Here is a 19042-nt window from a genome sequence, read left to right as displayed (position 1 = left end):
ATTGAGTTCCATCAGTTGGATAGACTAACATAAAAAAACGCTGAGCTGTGAGCACAGCGTTTTCCAACAGTGATGTGTGTGGGAGTATTAAACTTCCATCAACTCTTTTTCTTTTGCAGCAAGAACTTCATCGATCTTCTTAACTGCAACGTCAGTTAGCTTTTGAATTTCGTCTTGTGCTTTACGGTCTTCATCTTCAGAGATTTCTTTATCTTTTAGAAGCGCTTTAAGATCGTTGTTTGCGTCACGACGGATGTTACGAACAGCAACACGACCACCTTCAGCTTCACCACGGACGATCTTAACTAGGTCTTTACGACGTTCTTCCGTTAGCGGTGGAAGTGGAACGCGGATGATAGTGCCAGCTGACATAGGGTTTAGACCAAGGTCAGACGTCATGATCGCTTTTTCTACTTTCGGCGTCAGCTCTTTATCAAAAACCGTGATTGCAAGTGTACGTGCATCTTCAGCAATAACGTTTGCTACTTGGTTTAGAGGTGTTGCTGCACCGTAGTATTCTACAGAAATACCAGATAGTAGGCTTGGGTGTGCACGACCTGTACGAATTTTAGAAAGGTTGTTCTTAAGCGCTTCAACGCTTTTATCCATGCGCTCTTGCGCGTCTTTTTTGATTTCGTTAATCACAGTTTCACCTTAAAAATGTCATCTTTCCTGAAGAAAGCCTAAAACGGTTGAGCAAAGCAAGCACCACCCTAACGCTTTGGAGTGGCACCTTAAGCCAAGCTTATTCGTTGATGAGCGTGCCTTCTGCTTCGCCCATAACCACGCGACGTAGTGCGCCTGGCTTGTTCATATTAAATACGCGGATTGGCATTTTGTGGTCACGAGCTAGCGTAAACGCCGCCAAGTCCATAACTTTCAGCTCTTTATCCAGAACTTCCGCATAAGATAGCTTATCATACAGCTCTGCGTCTGGGTTTGCTACAGGGTCAGCAGTAAATACACCATCAACTTTCGTCGCTTTTAGTACGACATCCGCTTCAATTTCGATACCACGTAAACAAGCAGCAGAATCCGTTGTAAAGAACGGGTTACCAGTACCAGCAGAGAAGATGACAACTCGGCCTTGGCGAAGCTCACGGATCGCATCAGCCCAATTATAGTCGTCACATACGCCTTTTAGAGGGATTGCAGACATAACGCGCGCATTTACGTATGCACGGTGAAGAGCATCACGCATCGCTAGGCCATTCATTACTGTAGCAAGCATACCCATGTGGTCACCAACTACGCGGTTCATACCAGCTTCAGCTAGGCCTGCACCACGGAACAAGTTACCGCCACCGATAACTACACCAACCTGAACACCCAGTTCAACCAGTTCTTTAACTTCTTGTGCCATACGATCAAGGACCGCAGGATCAATACCAAAACCGTCTTCACCTTGAAGAGCTTCACCACTCAGTTTTAATAGAATACGTTGATACGCTGGTTTAGGGTTCGTAGTCATGGAGTTTACCTTCCAAAGAGAGTTGTTGATTAACAGTCATGAATAGACACAACTTCAGTTATGGCTATTCATCACGGCTAATCGTTCACTGCTCATAAAAAGACCGCAGCCTTGGCTACGGTCTAATCTTTATACAGTCTCTAAGGATTAACCTTTTTGAGCTGCTGCAACTTCTTCAGCGAAGCTCATTTCTTCTTTCTTCTCGATACCTTCACCTACTTCTAGGCGAACGAACGTAGAAACTGAAGCGCCTTTTTCTTTCAGCATTTCGCCTACAGTTTTCTTAGGCTCCATGATGAAAGCTTGACCTGTTAGAGAGATCTCGCCAGTGAATTTCTTCATGCGGCCAACAACCATCTTCTCAGCGATTTCAGCAGGCTTGCCTTCGTTCATTGCGATTTCAACTTGAACCGCTTTCTCTTTTTCTACTACGTCAGCTGGTACGTCTTCTGGGTTAACGAACTCAGGCTTAGAAGCAGCAACGTGCATTGCAACGTGCTTAAGAGTTTCTGCGTCGCCTTCACCAGCAACAACAACACCGATTTTCTCACCGTGACGGTAAGAAGCGATTGCAGTGCCTTGAACGTATTCTACGCGACGGATAGTGATGTTTTCACCGATTTTAGCTACTAGAGCTACACGTGCGTCTTCGAATTGTGCTTGTAGTTCTTCAACAGAAGCTTTTGAAGCTAGAGCTGCAGCTGCAACTTCTTCTGCGAATGCAGTGAAGTTACCGTCTTTAGCAACGAAGTCAGTTTGGCAGTTAACTTCAAGAAGAACAGCAACGCCGTTTTCTTCTTTGATGATGATTGCGCCTTCAGCTGCAACGTTACCAGCTTTCTTAGCTGCTTTCGCTGCGCCAGATTTACGCATGTTTTCAATTGCTAGTTCGATGTCAGCGTTTGCTTCTACAAGCGCTTTCTTACATTCCATCATGCCAGCGCCAGTACGCTCGCGAAGTTCTTTAACTAGAGCAGCAGTTACAGTTGCCATTCTGTCTTCCTCGTTTGATTCGAAATAAGGTAAAAAACAGGGGCCTAACATTGTCGGCCCCCATTGCTAACTATAACTTAGTTTATGCTACACAAAGGTTTCACATAGACCAAGTGTGACACAGAGCCGCTATTATTCAGCTTCTACGAAACCGTCTTTTTCAGCAACTGCAGCTACGTCTTTGTTACGACCTTCAGATACTGCTGAAGCAGCAGCGTTCAGGTATAGCTGTACAGCGCGGATCGCGTCGTCGTTACCTGGGATTACGTAGTCAACGCCGTCTGGGTTAGAGTTAGTATCTACCACAGCGTATACTGGAATACCTAGGTTGTTAGCTTCTTTAATTGCAATGTGTTCGTGATCAGCGTCGATTACGAATAGAGCGTCTGGTAGGCCGCCCATGTCTTTGATACCACCAAGAGATTTCTCTAGCTTCTCCATTTCGCGAGTACGCATTAGAGCTTCTTTCTTAGTTAGTTTGTCAAAAGTACCGTCTTGAGATTGAGTCTCTAGTTCTTTTAGACGCTTGATAGACTGACGAACTGTTTTGTAGTTTGTAAGCATACCGCCTAACCAGCGGTTGTTTACGTAAAACTGGTTGCTTGCGATTGCAGCTTCTTTAACAGCTTCAGATGCAGCGCGCTTAGTACCTACGAATAGAACCTTACCTTTCTTCTCGCCAACTTTAGCTAGTTCAGCTAGAGCGTCGTTGAACATTGGTACAGTTTTTTCTAGGTTGATGATATGAACTTTGTTACGAGCGCCAAAGATGAATGGCTTCATTTTTGGGTTCCAGTAACGAGTCTGGTGACCGAAGTGAACACCAGCTTTTAGCATATCGCGCATTGATACAGTTGCCATTTTAAAATCCTCTATGGGGTTAGGCCTCCACATTCCCCATAACTCCGACCAAGCTTCTGCTCAGCACCCCGGAATATGTGACGGAATGTGTGTGATTTAAAGATAAAAGGTTATTCGGATGAAGCTTGCTTCGCCGCTTAACTTTGCTAAACGAAGAGAACAGTCCTCTATTCCGGCGCGCTTTATACCATATTTTAGCTCACTGTGGCTAGTAAAAATTATTTCTTCACCGAGCCACTTTCTCCTATTTATAAGCAAAACTTTAAACATATGATCGAATTAAGAATGATGCATATTCCTATCTAACTTGGGTTAACGCCCCGATGTCTGATAGAATGCGGCCATTCGCACGTTTACGTGCTTAGGAATAAGTAGAGAAAGCCAATGTCAATCAAGATTAAAACTGCTGAAGAAATAGAACGCATGCGCATTGCGGGCAAGCTAGCCGCAGAGATTCTAGAAATGATCGAACCACACATCAAAGTTGGTGTGACGACAGAAGAGTTAAACAAAATCTGTCATGAGTACGCTCTAGAAAAAGGCGCATACTCTGCTCCGCTTGATTACCATGGTTTCCCTAAGTCGATCTGTACTTCAATCAACCATATCGTATGCCACGGTATTCCAGCGGAAAAAGACGAAATCGGTAGCAACGGCCAAATGAAGCCGGCGGTACTAAAAGATGGTGACATCTTAAACGTTGATATTACCGTAATCGTTCCAAATGATGAGAATGCCGATCTGAGCGTGCGTCCTCAGGGTTACCATGGTGACACTTCTAAGATGTTCCTAGTCGGTGATGTTTCGCCTGCAAACAAACGTCTGTGCATGGTAGCTCAAGAAGCACTGTACGTTGGTATGCGTACCGTTAAGCCAGGTTCAACGGTTGGTGACATCGGTACAGCTATCGAGAAGTACATCAAAGAGAATAACAAGAACAATCCTCGCAACAAGTTTTCTATTGTGAAAGACTTCTGTGGCCACGGTATCGGCGATGAGTTCCATGAAGAACCACAAGTGGTTCATTACAAGAACAAAGACCGCCGCGTATTAAAAGAAGGCATGTGCTTTACTATTGAGCCGATGATTAACGCAGGTAAATTTGGTTGCTCTGTTGATGCACAAGATGACTGGACTGTTTACACGGGCGACGGCAAGAACTCTGCGCAATGGGAACATACCATTGTTGTAACAAAAGAAGGTTGTGAAGTACTGACGCTTCGTAGCGACGATACGATTCCTCGCCTAATGAAAAACGCGTAAAGCTGACGACCACTCGTTGTTTACTATATCCCTGCTTCGGCGGGGATATTTTTTATCTGCCGCAAATTTGTTAGATTGTTATTAGATTAGCTTGCACGGATGGCAAATATGACACTTCAGTCCCCTCTTTCCTTTTCCGATGAACAAATCAATATCGGTGAACTCAAACGAGAATTAGAGAAGTTTAGCTCTAATCAAAACCAAGAGTTTCTCAATCATCATCCGGTAACAAGCTTGGTTTTAGCCAGAGCTGAATATATGGATCTGCTTCTCAATCGTTTGTGGCAACATTTTGGTTTCAAGGATATTTACAACATTTCCCTGGTTGCCGTTGGTGGCTACGGACGCGGTGAGCTGCATCCACTCTCCGATATCGATATTTTGATTCTGTCGAACAATAAACTGCCAACCGCGTTAGAAGCAAAAATCAGCGAATTCATTACGCTGTTGTGGGATTTAAAACTCGAGGTCGGACACGCTGTTCGCACCGTTACTGAATGTGCTGAAATTGGTAAAGCCGATCTAACGGTCGCGACAAACCTGCAAGAAGCGCGACTGCTGTGTGGAAGCGAGGACACCTTTCAGGCACTGAAGAAAGTCGTGTTATCAGACTCCTTCTGGCCAAGTGAGACGTTTTACCGCGCTAAAATTCAAGAGCAGCGCGAACGCCATGCACGTTACCACGACACGACCTACAACTTAGAACCGGACATTAAATCAACCCCTGGCGGGCTACGCGATATTCATACATTAAGCTGGGTCGCTCGACGTCACTTTGGTGCGACTTCATTGTTGGAAATGAGCCGATACGGATTTTTAACTGACGCAGAATACCGAGAATTGGTTGAATGTCAGGACTTCCTTTGGCGAGTACGTTTCGCTCTGCACATGGAGCTTCGCCGCTATGACAACCGCTTGACCTTTGCTCATCAAGCACAAGTTGCGGAAAATCTAGGCTACGTCGGAGAAGGCAATCGAGGCGTAGAAATGATGATGAAAGAGTTCTACCGCACGCTTCGTCGTGTGGCAGAGCTCAATAAAATGCTACTCAAACTCTTTGACCAAGCGATCATTAATGGTGGGGCAACAGAAAGTGCCGAGATTCTCGATACGGACTTTCAACGTCGCGGTTCTTTAATTGAAGCGCGGAAACCCGCATTGTTCCAAGCTCGCCCAGAAACTATTCTGGATATGTTCTTACATATTGCTAACGACTCGACTATTGAAGGGGTGAGCCCACCAACGCTGCGTCAACTGCGCACCGCTCGCCGTCGGCTCAACAAGTTTTTGCACACCATTCCTGCTGCGCGTGAAAAGTTCATGGCGTTATGTCGTCACCCTAATGCTCTGCACAAAGCATTCAGTCTCATGCACCGATTAGGGGTTATGGCGGCCTATTTACCGCAATGGAGTCAGATTGTTGGTCAAATGCAGTTTGACTTATTCCATGCCTACACAGTTGATGAACACAGTATTCGCTTACTTAAACACATCAACACTTTTAGTGACCCAGAAAATCATGCGAAGCACCCTATTTGCTGTGACGTCTACCCTCGAATGCAAAAGAAAGAGCTGCTGATTATTGCCGCTATTTTCCACGATATCGGGAAAGGTCGTGGCGGCGATCACTCAATTATCGGTGAAGGAGAAGCATACGACTTCTGCATTGAGCATGGCTTATCGAAGCCCGAAGCCAAACTTGTCGCTTGGTTGGTAAGACATCATCTATTAATGTCTGTCACCGCACAGCGCCGAGACATTTATGATCCTGATGTCATTACCGAATTTGCCAAAAAAGTCAGAGACGAAGAATCTCTCGATTATCTTGTATGCCTGACAGTTGCAGATATTTGTGCAACCAACCCAGAACTTTGGAATGCTTGGAAACGAACTTTACTTGCGGAGCTGTATTACTCCACACAACGTGCTTTACGTAGAGGCCTAGAGAACCCTGTCGATGTGCGTGAGCGAATTCGCCACAATCAACAAATGGCCTCCGCAATGCTGCGCAAAGAGGGGTTTGCCGCGCGCGAAATTGAAGTATTGTGGCAACGCTTTAAAGCTGACTACTTCCTTCGTCATACTCATACGCAAATCGCGTGGCACTGTGAACACTTACTTCGCATGGAAGATCCGACTAAGCCTTTGGTATTGATCAGTAAAAAAGCCACTCGTGGCGGCACTGAGGTGTTTGTATATACGAAAGACCAGCCTGCTTTATTTGCGACGGTCGTGGCGGAGTTAGATAGGCGTAATTTTAATGTACACGACGCGCAAATCATGACCAGCAAAGATGGGCACGTGATTGATACCTTTATGGTACTCGATCAACATGGCGAAGCGATCGATGAGTCTCGTCACGCGGCGGTGATTAAACACCTCACCCATGTACTGGAGGCGGGCCGACCAACCAAGATTAAAACGCGCCGTACTCCGAACAAACTTCAGCACTTTAACGTGAAAACCAAAGTCGACTTCTTACCAACCAAAGGTAAAAAACACACTTTAATGGAGTTTGTCGCGCTAGACACACCAGGGCTGTTGGCCAAAGTAGGCCGTACGTTTGCTGATTTAAATATCAACCTTCACGGTGCAAAAATCACCACCATTGGTGAGCGAGCAGAAGACTTGTTTATTTTAACCAGTGATGCTGGGGGGAGGTTAAGTGAAGAACAGCAAGATGAGCTAAGAGAGAGATTGATCGAAAAGTTATCTGATGAGGTCGCAGCTTAGATCAAACCTGCCAACCTTTTCGGTTCAGGGCGAGAGCGATCTTGCCCACAAGTTAAGCATTTTGGCTAAATATCAGCTATCTAGCTCATACATAGGCTGCTACAGTTATATCAATATCAATTCGATGTAATAGAGGTAGCCTATGTATCCCCACCTCACTGGTTTGGGTATTCACGACCCTAAGCAGATTGAACGTTATTCCCTACGCCAAGAAGCACACAAAGACGTACTCAAGATCTATTTCCACAAGCAAAAAGGCGAACTGTTCGCTAAAAGCGTTAAATTCAAATACCCGCGCCAAATCAAAAATGTTCTTGTGGACAGTGGCAGTCACAAATATAAAGAAGTAACGGAAATCAACCGTAACCTCACATTAGTCATTGATGAACTGAATAAAATCACTAAGCCAACGAAACAACCTGAGGTTGATGTAAAAGAGAAAATTCTTTCAGACCTTCGTCATTTAGAAAAAGTCGTTTCGAGCAAGATCGCAGAGATCGAAGCGGATCTTGAAAAACTAAAGTAAAACGTTAAGTCTTAAATATTAAAAAGGGTTAGCATTGATGCTAACCCTTTTTATTTGTACTCAATCATTATCTAGATCTAACTGCGCCGATTATCGGTTCATCCCACTCAAATCGAGTAAACAATTGCTGCCAAGTTTCATCAAGATTGGCCGTCATGACAATCTCTTGATCGGTAAATGGATGGACAAACCGTAACTCTGAAGCATGCAGTAGCAAACGATGAGAATCAAACTCTGTGCGATACAGCTTGTTGTGCTTTCCATCCCCGTGCGTTGTATCACCCACGATCGGATGGCGTAGATGTGCCATATGACGACGAAGTTGGTGCTTACGCCCCGTTTTAGGTTTCATCTCAACTAAGCAATAACGCGTTGTAGGAAATTTACCCGTCGAATAGGGAACCTCCACTTTAGCCAACGGCTTATATTCCGTCACCGCTTCTTGCGCTTCTTTTTCTTGTGAAGCGAACTTATCCGCAATCTTGTCTAACTCGACTTTGAGCGCGTAATCCAAGACGCCCTCTTCCTCAATCCAACCACGTACTATTGCGTGGTATGTCTTTTCCATTTTATGTTCAGCAAACATCGGCATGACTTGTGATGCGACTTCACTCGACAACGCAAACACGAGCACACCAGATGTTGGACGATCCAGACGATGCAATGGGAACACATGCTGACCAATTTGGTCGCGCAAAGTTTGCATGACAAACTGAGTTTCGTGTTTATCTAACCAACTGCGATGCACTAACATGCCTGCAGGCTTGTTGACCGCTACAAAATATTCATCCTGATAAACGATCTCCAGCTCAAGTGGTTCTGAAGATCGCGTTAGTTCTTGTTCTAGCATTCGTTTACTTACACAGTTCGTCAATGGTTCGGATTGTAACGAGCAGCTCTGCGAACTGCGGTTCCTGCTTCCACGCTTCTGAAAAATAGGGCTCGAGAGAAAACCCTCTTGGCAGTGGTTGGTTATTTTTCACTAGTGCGTGCATTCTGGCTATAAAAATCCACTGCAACCATTCATGAGGATGCAACGTATCAATCGCAAATGGCTCCGCACTCTGTAAGGCTTGCTCTGAAGGCATAGTGTATTGCCACAATTTATGCTCTCTAAGCTGCGTTTCAAGTTGGTGAAGTAAGTCGACCAATTGAGTATTTGTTACCATTAATTCTATCTCGAACCTTGAATTAGCCGAGAATGATACCATTTCTTGTGAAAAGAACGTTAGGACGTCGTATTTAATGGAAAACATTCAAACCCTCACTCAACTGTTGAACAACAGCCACTGTGATTATCAAATCTTCGATCTTGGTCGCCGTATCAAAACCATCGCTAAAAAAGAGTTTACCGATGTAGAAAAAGGTCAAGCACCTTACCCATTTCCAATGCAGCGTAAAGCACACCTTGCCATCGCTTATTGGAATGAACAAAAGCAACCTTGGATTTGGTTTCTAAAGTTTGAATTGGACGAGCGTGGTTTGTTAAAGCAAGCGGATATCGGCAATTTCATTAAATACGTTGTAGAGGCTATGGGAACACGCCTCAATGATGATATCACTGAAGAGCAACAACAAAAGCTGTCTAACAACCCATACACTTTCAAACCTTCCGAAGATAAAATGGCCGTGTTTCATAGCCAGGTCCGCGCAAACCTCAATCTTCCTACCAGCCAATATTACGAGCATACCCAGCATTACTTCTCTGGAGGTTTAGGCTGGGATAATTGGCAAACTGTAGGTCTGCAAGGTATCACAGACATAGCCGCTCGCCTGGAAAAAGAGCAAAACGGGGTAATGATACGCAAAGCGTTGAACCACCTACCAAATGAGCCACTTTATGCACTATTAGGTGCGCTTGAGCATGTAGAGCTTCAAGAGCGTTTAGCAGAACGTATCGCGGAAAAGGCACAGCAAGAAATCGCAAGTAGCGAACCTGATCTCTTCCTACTTTCAGCACTTATCCGAGCCCTTGCTGGTGCACCAACAGAAGTCGCCTCTCCAGTATTAGATGCGATATTGCATAGCCCTCGTTTAAGCCATCAGGAGGTATTGATTGGTGTGGCGGGTCGCGCTTGGCACTTACTCGCCAATGAAGAGGTAGCAGAACGGTTTTTGCTGCGTTTAGCTCAAACCGGTAATCAAGCCCTATTTAATCAGTTATTTGCCGATTTAGTGATGCTGCCAGAGTTAAGAATGGTGTTATTGCCTTTGCTGCATTCAAACCCATCAGAGGAACTAGCAAATGCGCTAGTAAGCTTACAACAAACAACAAAAAGCTAAGAAAGGTTCAGGAATGATTGGTGATCTTTTAGCAATTTTAGGGCTCTGCTTTTTCTGTTACCTGTTTTGGCAACAGCGTCGCCAAGCCGAACTCGCAAAAGCGGCCATCACGCGTAAATGTGAGCAATTGGATCTCCAATTAATCAGCATCGCCTTTGGTGCCCATAAACTAAAAACGCCAGACGGAGTCTGGCGTTGGCATACGGTGTATCAATTTGAGTTTTCATCTCTTGGTGACGATTGCTACCAAGGAGAGTTAACCATGGTCGGTTTCAGGCCGCAGAACTTTCACCTACCACCGCATCGCTTGTAAATTCCATTTCAAAGTAAGGACCATATATATCCTTACTTTCTTTTGTTTCAACAAATCCCAGCTTTTTCAGTACTGCCATAGAAGCTTGATGATTGCTATTCACGTTAGCTTTCACCTTATTCAAGCCCAATTCACGGCACGCTTTGGGGAAAAATGCTTTTAGTGCTTCTGTTGCTAACCCTTTACCCCAATATGATTTATCAAAAATAAACCCTAATTCAGGTTCGGAATCGAGATTAGCAATGAACACGTGCCCCATATAGTCACGACTGGTGCTCTCTAGCACTGCCATACTATAAATGTTCTCATCATCCAGTATTTTCTCAAACATCTGTTTGGCAGACGCAACTGTATACGGACCATTCAATTCAGCACGGTTTTTCGCACAGCAATTCAGCATGACGAATTCTAGTTGCAACGACTCATTGTAGGGTAGAAGAAGCATTCTTCTGGTTACTATGGCCACATCTGTTCCTTGATTACAACAAACTTAATCTATCCGCAGATCACAAACTCGATGAGCTGAACATGCTCAATGATTGCGGGCATAACACCTTGTAGAGAAGCCGAAAGTTAAACCAACTGGTTGGAAAGGATATTGATCTGAGTTGTTTTTTATTAAGTGTTATTAGGAGTTTATATATTTTGTGATATTGATATCCCCAAGTAACATCGAGATGCTTAATTCAATGAGAACACTGGATATCGTTTTTATATAAGAAAGACCCCGACACATAAGTATCGGGGTCATGGTCTTACTCGCAGCAGTCCGGCTACTAAAAGTGCTCCATGCATCATCCATAATAGTGGCTGATTCCGTCAGCTTATTCCTTACGTCGCCGTCCTAGCGGTGTCCTTATCATCCTGACTGCTAACATTCCTCGTTAGCACACGTCACTTGTTCCTTGAGCGGTGTCCCTTGCATCTTCCTGATGCTGTCCATAACCTCAATCCTAGAGGGGTCCATTGTCTATCCTTAGTCATCAACATCCTATTGATGATCGTATCCTTACAATGTCCTACGCTCCATGCTTGATTAATCATCCTGACCAACCAAATCGTCTTCCTGACGATAACCAAATCCTTGGTGCTTTCCTGTTCCATGTCTGCTTCCTGCTGACAACTCTCAATTTACGCCTTTTCCAAAAATAGACAATCTATCCAAGATAAATATTTGGCTCTCACATTGGTTAACAAGTTGTTAAATCATTATTTATCATAAACTTAAGCTCTTTATTTTCTCTTTTTCCGCTTACGAAATCGTTTTCTCTCACAACCTATGTAAGAGATCTCTCACACTACACTCTCCAAAATGCCATTCGCCAAATCAGCGCACTCAACGTATGATGATAGATATATCGTTGTTAAGGATTAAAAATGTTAACTCAAGACGTTACTAAAGAATTAGAAACGGCAATGGAACAGTTGCAACAACAAGGAAAAGAGCCAACCGTAGCGTTAGTGAAAGCACGATTGAAAACGCCAGTTCCAATGCCAGCGTTAATCACCGCAATAAAAAGTTGGAAGAGTGCTCAACGCGTACCCAAGGTTGAAATCGCAGCACAGCACCACACCGATAATGATCGTCTTGAAGCCCTAGAACGCACCGTAAAAATGCTAGTCATTCGTATTGAAGAGTTAGAAGCGAAACTCAGTGAGAAATCATCATGAAGTTATGGGTAGATGCAGACGCGTGTCCGAAAGTTATTCGCGAAACCATTGTGCGTGCCGCCGAGCGTACGGGGATTGAATGTACGTTTGTCGCTAACCACGTTGTCCCTGTGCCGAAAAGAGACAACATCCACTCGCTACAAGTCCCTGCGGGATTTGACATCGCAGACAACGAAATCGTCAAGCGTGTAGAAGCCAACGATTTGGTGATCACGTCAGATATTCCGCTTGCAGATGAGGTTATCTCTAAAGGCGCTCAAGCCCTCAGTTCTCGTGGCGAGCTCTATACAAAAGACACCATCAAAGCTCGCCTAAATATCCGCGACTTTATGGAAACCATGCGTTCAAGCGGAATTCAGACAGGTGGGCCCGCCGCGCTTTCTCAAACCGATCGACGCGAATTTGCAAACCATTTGGATCGTATTTTGGCGAAATTTAAGAAGTAACCCTCACTCTATTCATATTGAGCCAGCAAATCAAAGCCTGGCTCATTCCTGAAAATTCATTCTCAGCATTGCACCCAAAGCGTGCTCTTACTCCCATTTGTTTTGTTCTGTTTATTTTTCATCTCGCTCGCCATAGCTTCAATATGCAACGTGGTTTATTTTGAACGACGTTTTTAATAAGTGTATAGAGAATAATGGGCTTTAACATCGTTTCCAGTGGAAGCTACCTGCCAACGAATCAATGGTCTGATCGAGAGATGGATCGCTTCCTAAAATTAGCGCCAGGGACCAGCCGAAATAAATTCGACGTTGAATATCGTCATGTAGCCAATACAAAAGAGACCGCTATTTACATGGCAGTGCAGGCAATAGAGCAGTGTTTAGGAAACACACATACCTTAAGCTCCGTTGATCTTCTTATCTACGCTAGCGGCACACACCACCAGTCTCTACCCTACGACGCCTCAGCGGTTCTCGCCGCGTTAGACGCTCCAACATGGCTAGAAAGCTTTGATTTGAACAGCACCTGTTTATCCTTTCTCTCTGCGCTTGATCTTGCCCAGAGTCTATTCTTAGCAAAACGATACCGTCGGATTCTTATTGTCACCAGCGAACTCGCCACTGGCATCACACTGAATCGAAATTTTACGCTCAAACCAGAAGTTGCAACGCTATTCGCAGACGGTGCCGCCGCATTTTTGCTCGAAGAACACAACGATGATGGATTGCTCACCAGTCACTTTGAAACGCATCATACCGGGTATTCATTTTGTCAAATTAAGGGCGGAGGTAGTCATATCAATCCGCATACCTCCGAGCATCAAGCCTATTTAAAAAGTTGCCAGTTTGAGATGGAGGGCAAAGCACTCTTTAAACATGTGCGTAAAGCCTTACCAGCGTTTCTAAAAAAAGGGTTTGACGCCTCTCCGGTAACACTCGGCGATATTGATTATTTTCTTCCTCATCAAGCCAGCGCGCATGGATTAAAAAAACTGCCTTCACTCACCGGGCTACCAACAGAGAAAACCGTTAATCACTTTTCGACTTTGGGAAACCAAGTCGCCGCCTCACTCCCAATTAACTTACACTGGCTGCGCAATCAGCCAGAAACCGCAGGAAAACATGTGTTATTAGCTGGCACCGCCGCAGGGTTGTCGCTAGGGATGGGAGTGCTAAAACTATGAAGATATTGGTCACTGGTGGCAGCGGGATGTTGGGTAGCGCAATTCTGAGAATGTTTCACCAGCAGCATGAACTGCATTTTATAGCACGAAATACAGTCATCGCTAAACAACTCGCCGAGCAATTCGATGTTATCCCACATATAGTCGATTTAAGAGACCACTCAGCAGTTCATGCGGTATGCCAAGGTATGGATGCAATCATCCATTGTGCCGCTCTCTCAAGCCCATGGGGAAAGTGGCAGGCGTTTTATCAAGCCAATGTAGATGCCACCAAAAACCTCGTCAATGCGGCTAATACGCATCAAATCTCGCGTTTTATCCATATTTCGTCCACCAGCGTCTACTTTGACCATCAAGACCGTTGGAATATTAGAGAAACCGACGCCATAGCTTCATACTGGTGTAATGATTACGCACACACAAAATATCTATCAGAAATTGAAGCCGTAAAAGGTCGAAGTAAAGCGATCATTTTAAGACCGCGTGGCATTTTTGGACCCAATGATCGCGCGATTATCCCAAGAGTGCTTAAGGCGATAAAAAACAACACTCTGCTTCTGCCATCGGGTAGAAATCCTGTGGTTGATCTGACCTATGTCGACAACGTTGCCCATGCAGCGATGCTCGCTTGCACTCAGGCAGACCGACTTCAGCATGGTGATGTGTTCAACATTTCCAACAACGAACCAATGCCAATTGAGACTGTTCTGCAAGCTTTATGTGAGGGGTTAAACCTAAAAGTAACGTTACAATCATTACCATACGGTGTGGTATCACCATTATTAAAGCTCAGTGAGCAAATACGAAGGCACTTACCACATCAGCCAGAACCAAGGCTCACCTCATACAGCGCAGGATTGTTTAACTATCATCAAACTCTGGATATCAGCAAGGCTAAACAAACACTGAATTACCAACCGCTTTTTTCAATTCAAGAAGGAATACAGCAGTATGCAAACTGGTCTAAAAATAAAAATCTTTGAGGCTGGACACTGCGTACACCCAGGCTTTGTTGTCAAACCAGGTTCTGGTATCAAGCCTAGAGCATTTCCGGCAGCCGTTGCGTTAATTCAGCACCCAACACAAGGCAACATCCTGTTTGACACGGGATATCACGAGCATTTTTTTAGCGCGACTCGCCCCTTCCCTGAACGTTTTTATGCTTGGACAACACCTTGTCGCTATAAAAAAGAACACGGAATTGTTGCGCAGTTAGCAAAAGAAAGTCTCAAACCTCATGATATTGAACACTTAGTACTTTCCCACTTCCATGCTGATCACATTGCTGCCGTGTCTGAGTTTTCCCACTCTCAATTGCATTGCCAACAAAAAGGGGTGGATGCAATTACTAAAAGTGGTCGAATTGGAGGCGTAAGAAAAGGATACCTAAAAGCTCTACTTCCTCCACAACTTGAATCTAACTTATTCATTCATAGTGACTTTTCTGTATCAATCAGCCAAATTCTTCCTCAGTGCCAAGGTGTTAATTTGCTCTGTAAAGACATGTTCGACGATGGATTTATTTATATGGTTAGCTTGCCAGGCCATGCAGCTGGCCAAGTGGGCTTGCTGGTTAAAAGAGACCAAGGTTGGCTGTTCTTACTCGCCGATGCATGCTGGTTAATCGAGAGCTTGAGTGAAAATATCGATCAACATTGGCTGGCGAACATGCTTTGCGATGATACAAAAGCCTATAAAAACACCCTCTCCGAGTTGAGAAGTTGCTACCAACAAACCCACCACTTTGTTCGCTTCGTGCCTTCACATTGTCAGGAAACTATCCAGCAGCTAATCAAAGAAGGATGGATGAAGTGAGAACGCTTATCTCAGAATTCTGGCGAACCCGCTACCGCCCCTTCGGCTCAAGGGAACAAGTCGAAACATGGCAGCAACAACACTTAACGCAACACTTGGATTGGGTATGCCGTCATTCACCGTATTACCGCTCACTTCAAGGTGCACCACTCAGTGATTTCCCTATCATGAATAAGCAAACCATGATGGAGAACCTCTCGGAGTTGAATACGAAAGGCTTAGATGCTGAACAGCTAATGCAACAAGCACTCGACGCAGAACAGTCACGCAACTTCGCCGCTTCGAAAGTTGGCGATGTTACTGTTGGGCTTTCTTCGGGCACATCAGGCATGCGCGGGTTGTTTCTTGCTGACAAACAGGAAACACAACTATGGGCTGGCAATATATTGGCTCGCCTGTTGCCCAACCTATGGCAAAAACACCGAATTGCTCTAGCCTTGCGCGCCAACAGCCCACTGTATAAATCCGTCGCGAAAGGGCCTGTAACATTTTTTTATGCCGATTTAACCAAACCTTACCAAGAATGGATAAAAGAGCTGGATGAGTTCCAACCCACGCTTTTGGTTGGTAGTGCGCAAGCTCTTCAGCTCTGCGCCCAGTTCAGCGGTCAATTTGGTCAACCCGCAATTCAACCACAGCGGATCATTTCTGGTGCAGAAGTCCTAACCGAGAGTGACCGTCACTTTATTTCTCAACGGTTCGACAGCGAACTCCATGAAGTCTATCAATGTACTGAAGGTTTTCTTGCATGTACGGATCAGCATGGACAAATGCGCTGGAATCAAGATGTTGTTTACATCGAAAAACATTGGCTGAATACCGAACGTACTCATTACAGCCCAATCATTACCGATTTTCGTCGTAAAACTCAGCCAATTATTCGTTATCAGCTCGACGATATTATTGAGAATAAACAGGATAATGGCGTATTTGAACCTCTTGGCGCAATTGCCGGACGATGTGGTGATCGCCTCACGCTAAACGCAAACCACGTCCCAGTGACGGTGTTACCAGATCTCATCTACCGCGCTATAACACTATCCGCCCAAAGTCGCGTGGATTACCGAATCACCCAAACAGGGTCACAAACCATTCAAATTGAAGCGGATGTTCACCTCCATCGGGTTATACATCAAGCCTTGATAAAGTTGTTTGACCAATTGCGGCTTGATCCTGTCAGATTTAGTTACCGCCCTGCGCCTATTTGGACGCCAATGAATAAACAACGACGTGTGGTGAACATATGCGGGTCTTAATCACCGGAGCCCGATCACCAGTTGCACTAGAGTGGGCAACCATGTGTATGCATCATGGACATGACGTAACTCTCACCGATTCGCTAAAAAAACCTCTAGGATCGTTTTTGCGAGGCATCGAGTCTTATATCCCCACCGCTTCGCCTCGATTTGCGTTTCCCACCTATCAACAACAGATCCTAAAAATCATTACTCAGATGCGTATTGATATAGTGATACCCACTTGTGAAGAAGTGTATTACTTGGCTCATGTTGCCAAACAATGCCCAGAAGTAGATTTTTTTCTGCCCAATGTGGGACTACTCAATGCCCTGCACAACAAGTTGACCGTCTTTGAACAGCTTCAAAGTTTGCCAGAAATCACACTTCCAAAAACTCGTTTGGTCGCTGATAAAAGTGAGATTGAAATTAATAAGAGAACCGTTCTAAAGCCCGTTTACTCTCGGTTTGGCGGGCAAGTCATAAGAGATGTGACGACTCAGTCTATTTCTGCCGCCACGATATCGCCCCTTTACCCTTGGGTTCAGCAACAAAAAATCCATGGGACTCCGGTGTGTAACTATGCCATTTTTGAACATGGTGACCTTAAAGCACACCAAGCTTATGTGCCGAAATACTGTGTAAACGGCTCGGCCGCCAGTGCTTTTCAGCCGATCTCGTGCGAACGACTAGATACATTTATCGCAGCTTTTGGTAAACGTCATACTTATCATGGGCAAGTGTCGTTTGACTTCATCAAATCACAAGATGAACTCTACGTGATTGAATGTAACCCAAGAGCCACCAGTGGTTTGCACCTACTCTCGTCTCGATGCAACCAACTGCTTCCTAATATGGAGTTTACCAGTCCTTCCAAGCAGCGATTGCATCATTTAGGTCCAATAACACTCATCGCTGAAGGCGGGTTATCCCTGTTCAAGGCTCGAACTTGGCAAGATTGGTGGTCTGGAGTGAATGTGATGCAACAGCATAACTTACCGGTCGGGAGCCAAATCCGGAGTATGTTTGAATTACTCCGGTTAGCTAGGCAGAACAAGACGAAGTGGAGCGACGCTTCTACCGTTGATATTGAGTGGAATGGAGAGGCATTGAACTCATGACACTTTCCTCTCAAGAATGGCATCAAACCTTTATCACTCTTATGCAGTCAAATCCTATTGATGAATGCACAGCAAGCTTTGGTTGCTACTATATCGATGATGTTGCCATTCCTTACTCCGTAACACCACAAATACCAAACAACTGTTATGCAGTCTCCCCTATGACACTGCTTAGTGGCTACGCCGAAGAAGAGCTTCACAAAGTCAAAAATGTGGCTGTTCGATGGGTATGTAAGTTACTTATTAATATGACTAAACCAATCTTATCATTGGCTGGATTGGATCAAGTCCAAACGCTCAACAATCAGTGCTTGTCCACCAATATGTATAGCGAACAATGGGCAGCCTTAAATCTCGATGAACTGCGTCGCGTCGCACTCGATCAATACCCCACCTTTCCCTTGGTGCTTCGCTCCCTCAACCAGCGTCAGCATTCACACTTAATTCAGCGATTGAAGCAGCCAAAATGGCAAAGCTTGGTAACACGACAAGTGTATTTACTTGATGATTGGCAAGCGTTCAGCTTCAACCGAGATTTAACGAAAGACTTCAAACTGCTTAATGATAAAGATTGGCAGTTTAGGCCACTGACCACTGATGAAGAGTTTCAGCGTGCCAAAGAGTTATATGACATGCTTTACCTTGATAAATACAGCCTCAATAACATCCAGTTTTCAACCCAATATTTAAAACAGGCGAGCCAGAACAAATTAGTAAAGTTAGTGGGACTGTTTTATCAAGAAGAGATGCTGGCTACGTTAGGCATTGTAGAAATTGATAATGATATGACTTGCCCAATTTTTGGCTACGATACCAATAAGCCACAACGCCTCGCATTGTATCGTCGAATATCGGCCTATACCATCCGCCACGCAATGATATTCCAGCGTCGTTTTAATATGAGCTCAGGTGCTCCGGCTTTTAAACGCAACAGAAAAGCCCGGCCAGAAATTGAATTTAGCTATGTTTATATTGCGCACTTACCTTGGTACAAACGCATAATTTGGAAAAGCTTATGCTGGCTCACTCAGCACTTTTATCGCCCTTTGTTGATGCGTTTTCAGCTATAAACCGACATCTATAATCAGGTAAGCCTGCGTACACAGTCTCAATCGATAAAAAAGCCT

Annotated in this window: 20 protein-coding genes; 13 read left to right on the top strand and 7 right to left on the bottom strand. The window is 44.7% G+C overall.

Annotated features, from left to right (window positions below):
- Positions 1-87 precede the first annotated feature (87 nt).
- From frr to rpsB, 4 genes are all read right to left on the bottom strand, one after another.
- On the bottom strand, positions 88-645 hold the full coding sequence (gene frr / locus J4N40_RS04150; protein WP_005380330.1) for a ribosome recycling factor: 558 nt from the start codon (positions 643-645) through the stop codon (positions 88-90).
- 100 nt (positions 646-745) lie between these two features.
- The gene (gene pyrH / locus J4N40_RS04145; RefSeq protein ID WP_005380329.1) at positions 746-1471 is read right to left on the bottom strand and encodes a UMP kinase; all 726 of its coding nucleotides are present in this window, start codon (positions 1469-1471) and stop codon (positions 746-748) included.
- A 147-nt stretch (positions 1472-1618) separates the two neighbouring features.
- Positions 1619-2464: a translation elongation factor Ts gene (tsf, locus tag J4N40_RS04140; protein WP_005380328.1), complete on the bottom strand. Its 846-nt coding sequence runs from the start codon at positions 2462-2464 to the stop codon at positions 1619-1621.
- A gap of 132 nt (positions 2465-2596) precedes the next feature.
- Positions 2597-3325, bottom strand: coding sequence for a 30S ribosomal protein S2 (gene rpsB, locus J4N40_RS04135; protein ID WP_005380327.1), 729 nt, complete (start codon positions 3323-3325; stop codon positions 2597-2599).
- A 384-nt stretch (positions 3326-3709) separates the two neighbouring features.
- On the opposite strand from rpsB, the gene map reads away from it, so the two are divergent.
- From map to J4N40_RS04120, 3 genes are all read left to right on the top strand, one after another.
- Positions 3710-4588 (top strand): type I methionyl aminopeptidase, encoded by an 879-nt coding sequence (gene map / locus J4N40_RS04130; protein ID WP_005380326.1) that lies wholly within the window; start codon positions 3710-3712, stop codon positions 4586-4588.
- Between the two features lie 108 nt (positions 4589-4696).
- Positions 4697-7321: a bifunctional uridylyltransferase/uridylyl-removing protein GlnD gene (glnD, locus tag J4N40_RS04125; protein ID WP_005380324.1), complete on the top strand. Its 2625-nt coding sequence runs from the start codon at positions 4697-4699 to the stop codon at positions 7319-7321.
- A 142-nt stretch (positions 7322-7463) separates the two neighbouring features.
- Positions 7464-7847, top strand: coding sequence for a DUF3461 family protein (locus J4N40_RS04120; RefSeq protein WP_005380322.1), 384 nt, complete (start codon positions 7464-7466; stop codon positions 7845-7847).
- A gap of 67 nt (positions 7848-7914) precedes the next feature.
- Here the strand turns inward: J4N40_RS04120 and truC are convergent, their stop codons facing one another.
- Positions 7915-8697: a tRNA pseudouridine(65) synthase TruC gene (gene truC, locus J4N40_RS04115; RefSeq protein WP_115386245.1), complete on the bottom strand. Its 783-nt coding sequence runs from the start codon at positions 8695-8697 to the stop codon at positions 7915-7917.
- Between the two features lie 4 nt (positions 8698-8701).
- Entirely contained in the window at positions 8702-9016 is a 315-nt protein-coding gene (locus J4N40_RS04110; RefSeq protein WP_042521408.1) for a YqcC family protein, read from the bottom strand.
- Positions 9017-9092: 76 nt separating this feature from the next.
- On the opposite strand from J4N40_RS04110, the gene J4N40_RS04105 reads away from it, so the two are divergent.
- The gene (locus J4N40_RS04105; protein ID WP_115386246.1) at positions 9093-10130 is read left to right on the top strand and encodes a DUF3549 family protein; all 1038 of its coding nucleotides are present in this window, start codon (positions 9093-9095) and stop codon (positions 10128-10130) included.
- Positions 10131-10143: 13 nt separating this feature from the next.
- Positions 10144-10443 carry a DUF3301 domain-containing protein gene (locus tag J4N40_RS04100; protein WP_005380315.1) on the top strand — a complete coding sequence of 100 codons (300 nt, stop codon included), beginning with the start codon at positions 10144-10146 and terminating at the stop codon, positions 10441-10443.
- Here J4N40_RS04100 and J4N40_RS04095 read toward each other — a convergent pair.
- Complete coding sequence (locus J4N40_RS04095; protein WP_005380314.1) at positions 10403-10888, bottom strand: GNAT family N-acetyltransferase; 486 nt, start codon at positions 10886-10888, stop codon at positions 10403-10405. The genes J4N40_RS04100 and J4N40_RS04095 overlap by 41 nt on opposite strands.
- 932 nt (positions 10889-11820) lie before the next feature.
- On the opposite strand from J4N40_RS04095, the gene J4N40_RS04090 reads away from it, so the two are divergent.
- The 8 genes from J4N40_RS04090 (at position 11821) to J4N40_RS04055 (ending at position 18985) form a co-directional block, all read left to right on the top strand.
- A complete protein-coding gene (locus J4N40_RS04090; RefSeq protein WP_115386247.1) occupies positions 11821-12114 on the top strand; it encodes a hypothetical protein in 294 nt (97 codons plus the stop codon).
- A complete protein-coding gene (locus J4N40_RS04085; protein ID WP_005380310.1) occupies positions 12111-12560 on the top strand; it encodes a YaiI/YqxD family protein in 450 nt (149 codons plus the stop codon). The genes J4N40_RS04090 and J4N40_RS04085 overlap by 4 nt, the downstream gene beginning before the upstream one ends.
- 194 nt (positions 12561-12754) lie before the next feature.
- Positions 12755-13744: a ketoacyl-ACP synthase III gene (locus tag J4N40_RS04080; protein ID WP_186436818.1), complete on the top strand. Its 990-nt coding sequence runs from the start codon at positions 12755-12757 to the stop codon at positions 13742-13744.
- A complete protein-coding gene (locus J4N40_RS04075) occupies positions 13741-14727 on the top strand; it encodes an NAD-dependent epimerase/dehydratase family protein (RefSeq protein WP_250654380.1) in 987 nt (328 codons plus the stop codon). The genes J4N40_RS04080 and J4N40_RS04075 overlap by 4 nt, the downstream gene beginning before the upstream one ends.
- Positions 14696-15559: an MBL fold metallo-hydrolase gene (locus J4N40_RS04070; protein WP_017820759.1), complete on the top strand. Its 864-nt coding sequence runs from the start codon at positions 14696-14698 to the stop codon at positions 15557-15559. The genes J4N40_RS04075 and J4N40_RS04070 overlap by 32 nt, the downstream gene beginning before the upstream one ends.
- Complete coding sequence (locus J4N40_RS04065; protein WP_250654379.1) at positions 15547-16815, top strand: F390 synthetase-related protein; 1269 nt, start codon at positions 15547-15549, stop codon at positions 16813-16815. Before J4N40_RS04070 ends, J4N40_RS04065 begins: the two co-directional genes overlap by 13 nt.
- On the top strand, positions 16803-17915 hold the full coding sequence (locus J4N40_RS04060; RefSeq protein WP_033905524.1) for an ATP-grasp domain-containing protein: 1113 nt from the start codon (positions 16803-16805) through the stop codon (positions 17913-17915). The genes J4N40_RS04065 and J4N40_RS04060 overlap by 13 nt, the downstream gene beginning before the upstream one ends.
- Entirely contained in the window at positions 17912-18985 is a 1074-nt protein-coding gene (locus J4N40_RS04055) for a hypothetical protein (RefSeq protein WP_033905525.1), read from the top strand. Before J4N40_RS04060 ends, J4N40_RS04055 begins: the two co-directional genes overlap by 4 nt.
- Positions 18986-19042: the final 57 nt, after the last annotated feature.

The sequence above is a fragment of the Vibrio sp. SCSIO 43097 genome, assembly GCF_023650755.1.
Taxonomy (GTDB): Bacteria; Pseudomonadota; Gammaproteobacteria; order Enterobacterales; family Vibrionaceae; genus Vibrio; species Vibrio alginolyticus.
The sequence above is the reverse complement of the archived record's forward strand: the minus strand, read 5'-3'. Positions and strand labels throughout refer to the sequence as shown.

What these genes read in the sequence shown, in the direction of transcription:
- pyrH (WP_005380329.1), bottom strand. Translation starts at nt 1,471, where the DNA reads ATGACTACGAACCCTAAACCAGCGTATCAACGTATTCTATTAAAACTG.
- tsf (WP_005380328.1), bottom strand. Translation starts at nt 2,464, where the DNA reads ATGGCAACTGTAACTGCTGCTCTAGTTAAAGAACTTCGCGAGCGTACT.
- rpsB (WP_005380327.1), bottom strand. Translation starts at nt 3,325, where the DNA reads ATGGCAACTGTATCAATGCGCGATATGCTAAAAGCTGGTGTTCACTTC.
- map (WP_005380326.1), top strand. Translation starts at nt 3,710, where the DNA reads ATGTCAATCAAGATTAAAACTGCTGAAGAAATAGAACGCATGCGCATT.
- glnD (WP_005380324.1), top strand. Translation starts at nt 4,697, where the DNA reads ATGACACTTCAGTCCCCTCTTTCCTTTTCCGATGAACAAATCAATATC.
- J4N40_RS04120 (WP_005380322.1), top strand. Translation starts at nt 7,464, where the DNA reads ATGTATCCCCACCTCACTGGTTTGGGTATTCACGACCCTAAGCAGATT.
- truC (WP_115386245.1), bottom strand. Translation starts at nt 8,697, where the DNA reads ATGCTAGAACAAGAACTAACGCGATCTTCAGAACCACTTGAGCTGGAG.
- J4N40_RS04110 (WP_042521408.1), bottom strand. Translation starts at nt 9,016, where the DNA reads ATGGTAACAAATACTCAATTGGTCGACTTACTTCACCAACTTGAAACG.
- J4N40_RS04105 (WP_115386246.1), top strand. Translation starts at nt 9,093, where the DNA reads ATGGAAAACATTCAAACCCTCACTCAACTGTTGAACAACAGCCACTGT.
- J4N40_RS04100 (WP_005380315.1), top strand. Translation starts at nt 10,144, where the DNA reads ATGATTGGTGATCTTTTAGCAATTTTAGGGCTCTGCTTTTTCTGTTAC.
- J4N40_RS04095 (WP_005380314.1), bottom strand. Translation starts at nt 10,888, where the DNA reads ATGCTTCTTCTACCCTACAATGAGTCGTTGCAACTAGAATTCGTCATG.
- J4N40_RS04090 (WP_115386247.1), top strand. Translation starts at nt 11,821, where the DNA reads ATGTTAACTCAAGACGTTACTAAAGAATTAGAAACGGCAATGGAACAG.
- J4N40_RS04085 (WP_005380310.1), top strand. Translation starts at nt 12,111, where the DNA reads ATGAAGTTATGGGTAGATGCAGACGCGTGTCCGAAAGTTATTCGCGAA.
- J4N40_RS04080 (WP_186436818.1), top strand. Translation starts at nt 12,755, where the DNA reads ATGGGCTTTAACATCGTTTCCAGTGGAAGCTACCTGCCAACGAATCAA.
- J4N40_RS04075 (WP_250654380.1), top strand. Translation starts at nt 13,741, where the DNA reads ATGAAGATATTGGTCACTGGTGGCAGCGGGATGTTGGGTAGCGCAATT.
- J4N40_RS04070 (WP_017820759.1), top strand. Translation starts at nt 14,696, where the DNA reads ATGCAAACTGGTCTAAAAATAAAAATCTTTGAGGCTGGACACTGCGTA.
- J4N40_RS04065 (WP_250654379.1), top strand. Translation starts at nt 15,547, where the DNA reads ATGGATGAAGTGAGAACGCTTATCTCAGAATTCTGGCGAACCCGCTAC.
- J4N40_RS04060 (WP_033905524.1), top strand. Translation starts at nt 16,803, where the DNA reads ATGCGGGTCTTAATCACCGGAGCCCGATCACCAGTTGCACTAGAGTGG.
- J4N40_RS04055 (WP_033905525.1), top strand. Translation starts at nt 17,912, where the DNA reads ATGACACTTTCCTCTCAAGAATGGCATCAAACCTTTATCACTCTTATG.